This is a genomic window from Loigolactobacillus binensis, assembly GCF_005405165.1.
GTDB lineage: Bacteria > Bacillota > Bacilli > Lactobacillales > Lactobacillaceae > Loigolactobacillus > Loigolactobacillus binensis.
The window spans coordinates 1-8,193 of the sequence record NZ_BJDN01000047.1 but is presented as its reverse complement, the minus strand read 5'-3'; the positions used below and the strand labels follow the sequence as shown (position 1 = coordinate 8,193).

Annotated in this window: 9 protein-coding genes; all 9 read left to right on the top strand. The window is 46.1% G+C overall.

The window, feature by feature from the left end; genetic code table 11:
• Positions 1 to 165 precede the first annotated feature (165 nt).
• The 9 genes from FFM78_RS13195 to FFM78_RS13155 all read left to right on the top strand — a co-directional run bounded on the left by FFM78_RS13195 (position 166) and on the right by FFM78_RS13155 (position 8,069).
• Positions 166 to 822: a VTT domain-containing protein gene (locus FFM78_RS13195; protein WP_137638857.1), complete on the top strand. Its 657-nt coding sequence runs from the start codon at positions 166 to 168 to the stop codon at positions 820 to 822.
• A gap of 29 nt (positions 823 to 851) precedes the next feature.
• Entirely contained in the window at positions 852 to 1,517 is a 666-nt protein-coding gene (locus FFM78_RS13190; protein ID WP_137638856.1) for a phosphatase PAP2 family protein, read from the top strand.
• A gap of 2 nt (positions 1,518 to 1,519) precedes the next feature.
• Entirely contained in the window at positions 1,520 to 2,464 is a 945-nt protein-coding gene (locus tag FFM78_RS13185) for a glycosyltransferase family 2 protein (protein WP_137638855.1), read from the top strand.
• 4 nt (positions 2,465 to 2,468) lie between these two features.
• Positions 2,469 to 4,436, top strand: a complete 1,968-nt coding sequence (locus FFM78_RS13180; RefSeq protein WP_137638854.1) for a glycosyltransferase-like membrane protein — start codon at positions 2,469 to 2,471, stop codon at positions 4,434 to 4,436.
• Positions 4,433 to 4,870, top strand: coding sequence for a GtrA family protein (locus FFM78_RS13175; protein ID WP_137638853.1), 438 nt, complete (start codon positions 4,433 to 4,435; stop codon positions 4,868 to 4,870). Before FFM78_RS13180 ends, FFM78_RS13175 begins: the two co-directional genes overlap by 4 nt.
• A gap of 97 nt (positions 4,871 to 4,967) precedes the next feature.
• The gene (locus tag FFM78_RS13170) at positions 4,968 to 5,429 is read left to right on the top strand and encodes a ferritin-like domain-containing protein (RefSeq protein ID WP_137638852.1); all 462 of its coding nucleotides are present in this window, start codon (positions 4,968 to 4,970) and stop codon (positions 5,427 to 5,429) included.
• Between the two features lie 156 nt (positions 5,430 to 5,585).
• On the top strand, positions 5,586 to 6,005 hold the full coding sequence (locus tag FFM78_RS13165; RefSeq protein ID WP_137638851.1) for a flavodoxin family protein: 420 nt from the start codon (positions 5,586 to 5,588) through the stop codon (positions 6,003 to 6,005).
• Between the two features lie 341 nt (positions 6,006 to 6,346).
• A complete protein-coding gene (locus FFM78_RS13160; protein ID WP_137638850.1) occupies positions 6,347 to 7,723 on the top strand; it encodes an MFS transporter in 1,377 nt (458 codons plus the stop codon).
• A complete protein-coding gene (locus tag FFM78_RS13155; protein ID WP_137638849.1) occupies positions 7,716 to 8,069 on the top strand; it encodes a hypothetical protein in 354 nt (117 codons plus the stop codon). Before FFM78_RS13160 ends, FFM78_RS13155 begins: the two co-directional genes overlap by 8 nt.
• The last annotated feature ends 124 nt before the right edge of the window (positions 8,070 to 8,193 follow it).

The following is an 8,193-nucleotide window of genomic DNA, read 5'->3' as shown; positions in this document are numbered from 1 at the left end:
TCAAACAATGTCAAGATACATTAGAATCAATGTTTTGAAATTGGTCATTTAATCGTGCAAACAAGAGTTACTCATTTACACAAAATTCTTGACACTCTCGATGTTTATCAGCGGTTTTGGCTGAGAAACAAACATTTTTATGTGAGCTAGAGGAGGAACACCAATATGGTTACTGCCGCAATTGCGTCAATTTTGAATTTGAATCATTTATTACCGTTGTTGATCGCCCAATATGGCTGGTTGGTTTATGCCGGGCTGTTCATTGTTATTTTTATTGAAACTGGCGTCGTGGTTTTTCCGTTTCTGCCAGGTGATTCGCTACTTTTCTTATGTGGCTCGCTGGCGGCGGTCAGCAGTCAGTCTTTAAATCCGCTTGTGCTACTTGTTTTGTTATCCTTGGCCGCGATCGCCGGAGATAGTGTGAACTTCGAGATCGGCCAGCACTTAGGCCATTATTTAACGAAACCTAAATGGCAGCGGTGGTTGAAGCCTAAGTATCTGCACGAAGCCGAGCATTTCTTTACACGCCATGGCAGTAGCGCAATTTTTCTTGGCCGGTTTATGCCGGTGATTCGGACTTTTATTCCTTTTACAGCTGGAGTGAGTAAAATGCCTTACCGTAAATTTATTTTGTTTAACGTTTTAGGGGGTGTGGCCTGGGTCAGTGTGGCGGTTTTAGCCGGTTATTTCTTTGGCAATATTGCTTTGGTCAAAGCCCATTTTGAATTGATCATGGTGGCGATCATTTTGATCTCCTTGCTTCCTGCAGCTGTAATGGCGTTGAAGCGAAAACAAGATCGTCCGGCCGATGCCAAAGAATAAAAATTATTGATAGAAAAGGATTTGATTTTATGCGTAAAGATAGTGGCTGGTTGATCACTGGCCTAGTCGCAATGATACTGTTTTGCGGATTAGGGGTCAGTGTTCTGACTCAAGCAACTTGGTTACAAACATTGGATAATGGCGGCTTAAATGCGGTGCATCCCTTAATTGATTCTAGTCGCACGCAGGTGATGGCGCTGATCGCTCAGTTGGCCAGTCCGCCAATGGACATTGTTTGGAGCGTCATCATTGCGGTAGTGGTGTGGCGCGGCTTTCATGAGCAATTAACCGCAATTTGGTTGCTCGTTGTTTTATTCAGTGGCGACGCGGTGGCTTTTGTTTTTAAAGAAATTGTTCGCCGGCCGCGCCCAGCACTAAAAGTTATTCCTGATAGTGGTTTTAGTTTTCCAAGTGGGCACGTTTTTGGGGCGGCGATCGTCGCGTTGGCCATTAGCTTTATTCTGATCCCGCGGATCAAAGAACAAGAAATTCAGTTTGTCGTAGGGTTATTAACCGTTATTTGGTTAAGTTTGGTGGTTTTTTCCCGTATTTATTTACGGGCGCATTATCCCAGTGACACTGCTGGTAGTCTTTTGCTAGCTTTAGCTTGGTGGGCGTGCATGGAACTTGGCTGGCATAAATATCAGTCCCACATTCATTTACCACAATTTAGATCACAAAGAAAGGTCGGCTGATCATGGAAAAATTAACGATCGTTATTCCAGCTTATAACGAAGAAGAAGTCTTAGCGTCAAGTTTACAACGGCTGTTAAAAATTGAAGACGGCTTGATCGAGCAGCAGTTATTTGACCGGCAGTCGGATATTCTAGTTGTCGATGATGGTTCCACGGATCGTACCTGGGCCATTATCAACGCGGAGAATCACAGCGGCCAGCGGGTCAAAGGGATTAAGTTCAGTCGTAATTTTGGCCATCAAAATGCCTTGATCGCTGGTATGCAACAGGCGATCAACACGGCGGACGTGGTGATCACGATTGATGCGGATCTACAGGATGATCCCAATGCGATCCCGACTATGGTGGAAAAATTTGCGGCCGGTGCGGATATTGTTTATGGCGTACGCAATAATCGGGCAACAGATACTTGGTTCAAACGGAATACTGCCTTGTTGTTCTATAAAACGTTAAAAGTCTTAGGCGTACAGTTGGTACAAAATCACGCCGACTTTCGGTTAATGTCCCGGCGGGCGATCCAAACCTTCCTTAAATACCCGGAGCGCAACATGTTTATTCGCGGCGTGATCCCGATGCTTGGGTTTAAAACCGACTGCGTTTATTATCAACGCACACCCCGGCTAGCCGGTGAGTCAAAATATCCGCTTAAGAAAATGCTGGCCTTTGCGTGGGACGGGTTAACCTCTTTGTCGATCGCACCGGTGCGCGCCATTTTATTTTTAGGTATTTTTGCCAGCTGCTTAGGGATCGCTGCCTTGATCTACTCAGTGGCGACTAAATGGTTGGGCCTAACGGTTCATGGTTGGTCATCGCTAATGATCTCCATCTGGATATTAGGGGGATTTCAGATGATCAGCTTAGGTATTTTAGGTGAGTATGTTGGCAAGATGATGACTGAAGTTAAGCGGCGTCCGCGGTTCACGATCGAATCGACTATTGGGGCGTAGGCTGATGCTGAAAAAAATAACGTGGTCGAAGCTTTTTCCTTTACTGCTGGGAAGCAGCCTTTTGATCGGGATCATCAGCAACGTGATCATGCCGGCCGATCCTCGGTTAAGTGTGCTGGTTCTCGGTGGCTGCGCGGTCTGCATCTGTGGTTGGTCGAGTTGGACGCGCTGGACCGATCAATTAAGCCGGAAACACTTATGGTGGCTTATTATTGCAGGCTGTGCGCTGATCGTAAGTGGACAATTATTAGTGTTACATTTTTTACCGGCCACGGTTTACCATGATCCTTTTCGGGTCCTTTATCAGGCCGAACGGCTAAGCCGGGGTCAGACTAATTGGGGGATCAGCACCTACTTTTGGCGTTATCCGAATAATGTTGATCTCGCCTTTTTACTTGCCCAATGGTTAAAATTAACAACGTTGGTTGGGTTGACTACGAATCAGGCGCTCCATATTTTAGCACTGCTTTTTCTGGATGGCACAATTGGTTTAAGCTTGATCATCCTGATGCGTACCAAGACCAGAAATAGCATTGTACTGGCGGCGCTGCTTTTTTTCTTAGTTAGTCCGTTTGCTTATAGCTATTATTTACAGGTTTTTTATTCAGATTTACCTATATTATTCTGTTTACTAGTGATTTTTGATTGTTTGACCCGCTGGCAACAATTAGGCGTAAAAGGTAAAGTCGTTGCCGGAATTTTGATTTTCAGTTCGGCCTTATTCGGGCAAATGCTAAAGCCGAACTTGATTGTTTTGGCGCTGGCCACCGTTTTGTTACTTGGGGCTTTGGCCGTTACTGACCGCGCTTTATTGCTGAAGCTATTGCTGCCATTGTTGCTTTTATTGGTTGGCTTTGCGGCCACCGTGCCGACAGAAAAAGTGGTAGATCACACCGTCAATTTTAGTCGCAATGTGAAGTATCAAGTTCCAGTGTTACATTGGGTTTGGATGAGTTATAATCCCAGCGGAACAGGAACTTATGTGGGTAAGGATGTTCAGAAAATGAATACACTGCCTAACAAAAAGGCGCGGCAAACCTTTGCCCAGCAGAATTTACCTAAACGGTTAAAGCAACTCGGTTTTAGCGGGATCGTTAAACGGTGGGTGCTTAAAATTGGTATTTTATTAAACGTTGGTCATTTGCAAAAAAGTTATACAGGTGGTTTTATCAACGCACCAGCAGCCTACCAAAAGTATCAAGGGCAGTTGAGTTTGTTGGGGCAGCTAGTCATGCGCATTGGCGTGATTTTACTTTACAGCTGGTCATTAATGAAATGCTGGGTTTTATTCCGGACTAAAAAGCAGTTAGCCGTACCAATGATCGACCTGTTAGTGATCACAGCCGTTGGGTATTTGGCCTTCCACGCCTTACTTTGGGAAGCCGAAGGACGTTATGGTCAACCACTTTTGGCATTATTACTATTGCTTGATGTTTGCCCAACCTTGCCTAACCAGGTGCCCTTTAAATTAACTACGCCCCAGCGAACCGCTTTACTTAGCGGCATTGGTGTTTTGGCCGGCATACTTTTGGTGACCATTAAGACGCCATTGGTTAATTATGATCACGTGGTGGCCGCACAGCGCAGCCAGGTTTCGGCGCAATACCACGCGCCGCTGACGACGATTGCTGCTAAAACGACCCTGACGCAGGATGTTCAACTTAATCATGTGGCCAATAAGCTGTCAATTCTGATTCCGGCTAAAACAAAAATTACGGCGCAATTAGTTGATCTGCAATCGCAGCGGCGTTATAAATTGCGGCAACAGGCAACCGCGCTGCGTTTAACGCAGCGGTTAAAACCTGGGCGTTACCGGATCGTGCTCAGGAATCAACACGCCACGGCCCAAAAACTCTGGGTGGTTAAAACGCAACGTTACCAATTAGCACCATCTGCAGTAAAAATTAACGGTCAAGCCCAGCGTTTTGCATCGTTGGTTTATACTTGCCGCTATCGAGGTGAAAAAGCATGAGCACAATTAAACAACTCTATCGGCAGCATCAAGCGGTGCTCAATTATTTATTTTTTGGCGGGCTGACCACTTTGATCAATATTGTGGTTTTCGGCCTGTTGCACCAATTAACGGCGTGGAATTATCAATTTGATAATATCGTGGCCTGGTTATTATCCGTTCTTTTCGCCTATATCACGAATAAACGTTGGGTGTTTAAGGCAACCACCACTGCAGGTTCCGCCTTGGTACGTGAAGTCAGTTCTTTCTTCTTATTTCGGGGCCTGTCCTTGTTACTAGACATGCTGATTATGTGGCTGGGGATCAGTGTTCTCGGCGGCAGTGCCTTGCTAACTAAAATAATTGATAATATTTTGGTGGTGGTCATTAATTACGTTTTCAGTAAAGTGTTTATTTTTAAAGCAGCAGTTACCGCGACCCGTAAGGTACGGTAAGCGTGTTTGTCAAAGCGTTGTGAATAAGTGTCTTTCGTGGTGTTTATGCTCATTAACCGTTATAATGTGATAAATCTAAATGATAGGAAGCGTTATGATGAGCCAATCTGAGAAAGTGATCGCTACATTACAAACATTAGCAACAGCCGCTACTGGTCAAGCGACGCACCATGCTATTGCTGCACAAGTTTTTGCTAGTCAAGGCTTTACCAAATTAAGCGCTAAATACACGGCCCACGCTACTGAAGAACAGGATTTCGCTGATCAGTTTTTAGCACGGATCCTTGATCTCAACGGCCAAGTATTACAAGAAGCGCAGCCAGCCCAGCCGGTATTGACCGAGCTTAATGCCTATTTAAAGGCCGAAGAAGCAATTTCGCAAAAAGGGATCGCCGTGTTGGCACCAATGTTGGATCATCAGGTTTTGGATATTACTAGCTATGACTTGGTTAAGGCTTACGTGGAAGATGAAGTAGAAGATTTAAATTGGACACAACAACAATTGGCGTTAGTGACCTTGATCGGTGAACAGAATTATCTGGCACAAATGTTGTCATGACTTAATTTCAGAAGGCGGCCTCGCTAAGTTAAAGACTTGGTGGGACCGTTTTTTGTTGTCCCCAGCCGCTTTTAACAAATCGTTCGGCGGCCAGCATTTTTTTAGGTTATACTGAAATTAGGTTATTAAAGCGCTAACTAAAAAGGAATGATCAGAATGAAAATTGCGGTGCGGTATTATTCACGTGGCGGTAACGCCAAAAAAGTAGCCGAAGCAATCGCTCAAGCAGCGGGCGTGGTGGCCAAAGATTGCTCGGTGCCAGTCGCGGAGCCAGTTGATCTGTTATTTTTAGGTGGTTCTGTTTATTGGGCTGGCCTTGACAAGCATTTTAAACAGTTTATTGCGCAGCTTGATCCGGCTATGGTGAAGCACGCGGCCACTTTTGGCACCTCGGCGTTAAAGAAGGATTTAGACAAGGAAGCAGATAAGTTAATGCAGGCGAAAAATATTTCGGTTGCTACGCGCAGTTTCCGGTGTTGGGGCGAGTTTGCGGCAGTTCACAAAGGGCATCCTGATGCTACGGACTTGCAGCAGGCCGCCGTTTTTGCACAAACAGTAATGGCCGAATTGAAATAGGTCATTCGATCGTCCGGCAGTGGAGTGGGGGGAAGTGCCGATTAATACGGGCTGTAAAAGCACATTGCCGAAATGCCAGTGTTCGCCGTCAATAAAGTTCCGTCCAACGTTAGTCAAGGTTGCCTATCTGCTGCTTTGACCAACGTTGTTTGTTTGCGGTGATTTAAAATTTATGAACGTTTGCTGAACTAGCTGATTTAGGGTAGGCCGTTATACCTAAAGCGTTAATTATTTGGGCCAAAATAAAAACTTTTTCAGAAAAAGGCTTGCCTTGCAGTTACTGCAACCTAATATACTGCTCCTTGTAATCAAAAACAGGAAAACAAAAGGAGCAAAAAATCATGCAAACTAAATTTACCAAATACGAATTTACCGTTTTGGCGATCGTACTCGTGAGTTACTTTATGACCGTTTTGGACGTGTCGGTGGTGATCACGGCGTTACCCAACATTCAAAGTGAGCTACACTTATCGACGGCCAATCTAACTTGGGTGCAAAATGCCTACACGATTATTTTCGGTGGCTTGTTATTATTAGGTGGCCGGCTCGGTGATATTATGGGCCGTAAGCAGATTTTTGATTTAGGCTTGATCATTTTCGGGCTCGGCTCATTGTTAGTCGGTTTGGCCAACAGTGCCACTTGGTTGATCATTGCTCGTGGGTTTCAAGGCGCCGGTGCTGCAGCCTTGGCGCCGTCAACGTTGGCATTATTAATGGACAGCATTCCGGCTGGCTCTAAGCGGATCCGCGCCGTCGCTGATTACGGCGCGGTTGCCGGCATTGGGGCAAGTTTAGGCTTAGTGATCGGTGGCTTGTTTGCCAGTCTGTTAAGTTGGCGCTACGCCTTTTTTGTCAATGTGCCATTAGCTATCGGCATGTTCATTTGGGCTAGTAAAGCAGTTCATGCGACCAAGGCTCAGAAAGGCTCTTTTGACGGAATCGGCTCATTACTGTCTTTGTTAGGAATGGTCAGTCTGGTTTACGGGATCTTGCTGATTGCGGATAGCAGCACCGCCTGGTATTGGCTCATTGCCGCCGTGATTTTATTAGCGTTATTTATTCTGCGTGAAGCTAAAGTAACGCAGCCGATCATGCCGTTACGCGTTTTTAAGAATAGAGAACGCACTGGTGCTTATTTAGCCCGGATGTTGTTTTTAGGCGCCATGATGGCGTTTTGGTTCTTTATCACCCAGTTTTTGCAAAAAATTTACGGCTTCTCACCGTTGTTGGCCGGGATCGGCTTTTTCCCGATGACGATCGCCAACTTTATCAGCGCGCTCCAAGTTTCCCGCTGGACGGCTAAATTCGGTAATGGGTTGACTTTAGTTGGCGGCTTGGTCATGACGATCATTGGCATGTTTTGGCTCAGTTTCGCTGGTGCGCACGGCAACTATATTTTGATGATCGCCTTGCCGATGATCTTGATCGGTTTAGGTCAAGGTGCCGCCTTAAGTCCCTTGACCATAGCCGGGATCGCGGAAATTGAACCACGGGATGCTGGCGCCGCTTCAGGGGTGGTCAACGTGGCCCACCAAGTCGGCGGTTCGTTGGGCCTGGCTATTTCGGTCGTGCTCGGTTCAACGCTGGCCGGAGCCAACGATCTAGTTTCACGCACGGATTGGGCTTTGCGCGGCGGAGTCGGCTTTTTACTGCTCGCGTTACTCTTGACGATGGTTTTGATCGTGCCGCAAAAAAAGCGGGGTGGGCAAAATGGCTAATCAACAATTAAGTCAACAGACTGGCATTCCGCCGGCACAACTGGCCCTTTATCAGCGAACCATTTTACCGCAATTGACTTTAATGAATGAAGCGCAGGTCGTCACTTTGATCAAGTTTATGGCCGAAATGCAGACTGCCGGCGTCGACTTAGCCGCATTGAAACACTACGCTCAACTGCAAAATGAAAAGCAGCAGTTATTGGCAGCGCAGGCGGCTTTACTCAAGCAGACACTGACGCAGTTGGCGGAAAAGCGCCACGATCTTCAGGCCGAGCTCGCCCACGTCAAGCAGTTGCAACGTGGAACTGATTTTAGTGAAGCGGAATTACGCCAATTAGAAAGATAAAAGGCTGCTATGCAAAATATAGAGCAATGTAGGCAATCGTTACGAATTACCACATTTAGAAAGATTGCATTTTTCCTTTCATTATTTTACTCGCTGCCGTTAAGACGCTGGTATTCCGATAGGC

What these genes read in the sequence shown, in the direction of transcription:
- FFM78_RS13175 (WP_137638853.1), top strand. Translation starts at nt 4,433, where the DNA reads ATGAGCACAATTAAACAACTCTATCGGCAGCATCAAGCGGTGCTCAAT.
- FFM78_RS13170 (WP_137638852.1), top strand. Translation starts at nt 4,968, where the DNA reads ATGAGCCAATCTGAGAAAGTGATCGCTACATTACAAACATTAGCAACA.
- FFM78_RS13180 (WP_137638854.1), top strand. Translation starts at nt 2,469, where the DNA reads ATGCTGAAAAAAATAACGTGGTCGAAGCTTTTTCCTTTACTGCTGGGA.
- FFM78_RS13185 (WP_137638855.1), top strand. Translation starts at nt 1,520, where the DNA reads ATGGAAAAATTAACGATCGTTATTCCAGCTTATAACGAAGAAGAAGTC.
- FFM78_RS13190 (WP_137638856.1), top strand. Translation starts at nt 852, where the DNA reads ATGCGTAAAGATAGTGGCTGGTTGATCACTGGCCTAGTCGCAATGATA.
- FFM78_RS13195 (WP_137638857.1), top strand. Translation starts at nt 166, where the DNA reads ATGGTTACTGCCGCAATTGCGTCAATTTTGAATTTGAATCATTTATTA.
- FFM78_RS13160 (WP_137638850.1), top strand. Translation starts at nt 6,347, where the DNA reads ATGCAAACTAAATTTACCAAATACGAATTTACCGTTTTGGCGATCGTA.
- FFM78_RS13165 (WP_137638851.1), top strand. Translation starts at nt 5,586, where the DNA reads ATGAAAATTGCGGTGCGGTATTATTCACGTGGCGGTAACGCCAAAAAA.
- FFM78_RS13155 (WP_137638849.1), top strand. Translation starts at nt 7,716, where the DNA reads ATGGCTAATCAACAATTAAGTCAACAGACTGGCATTCCGCCGGCACAA.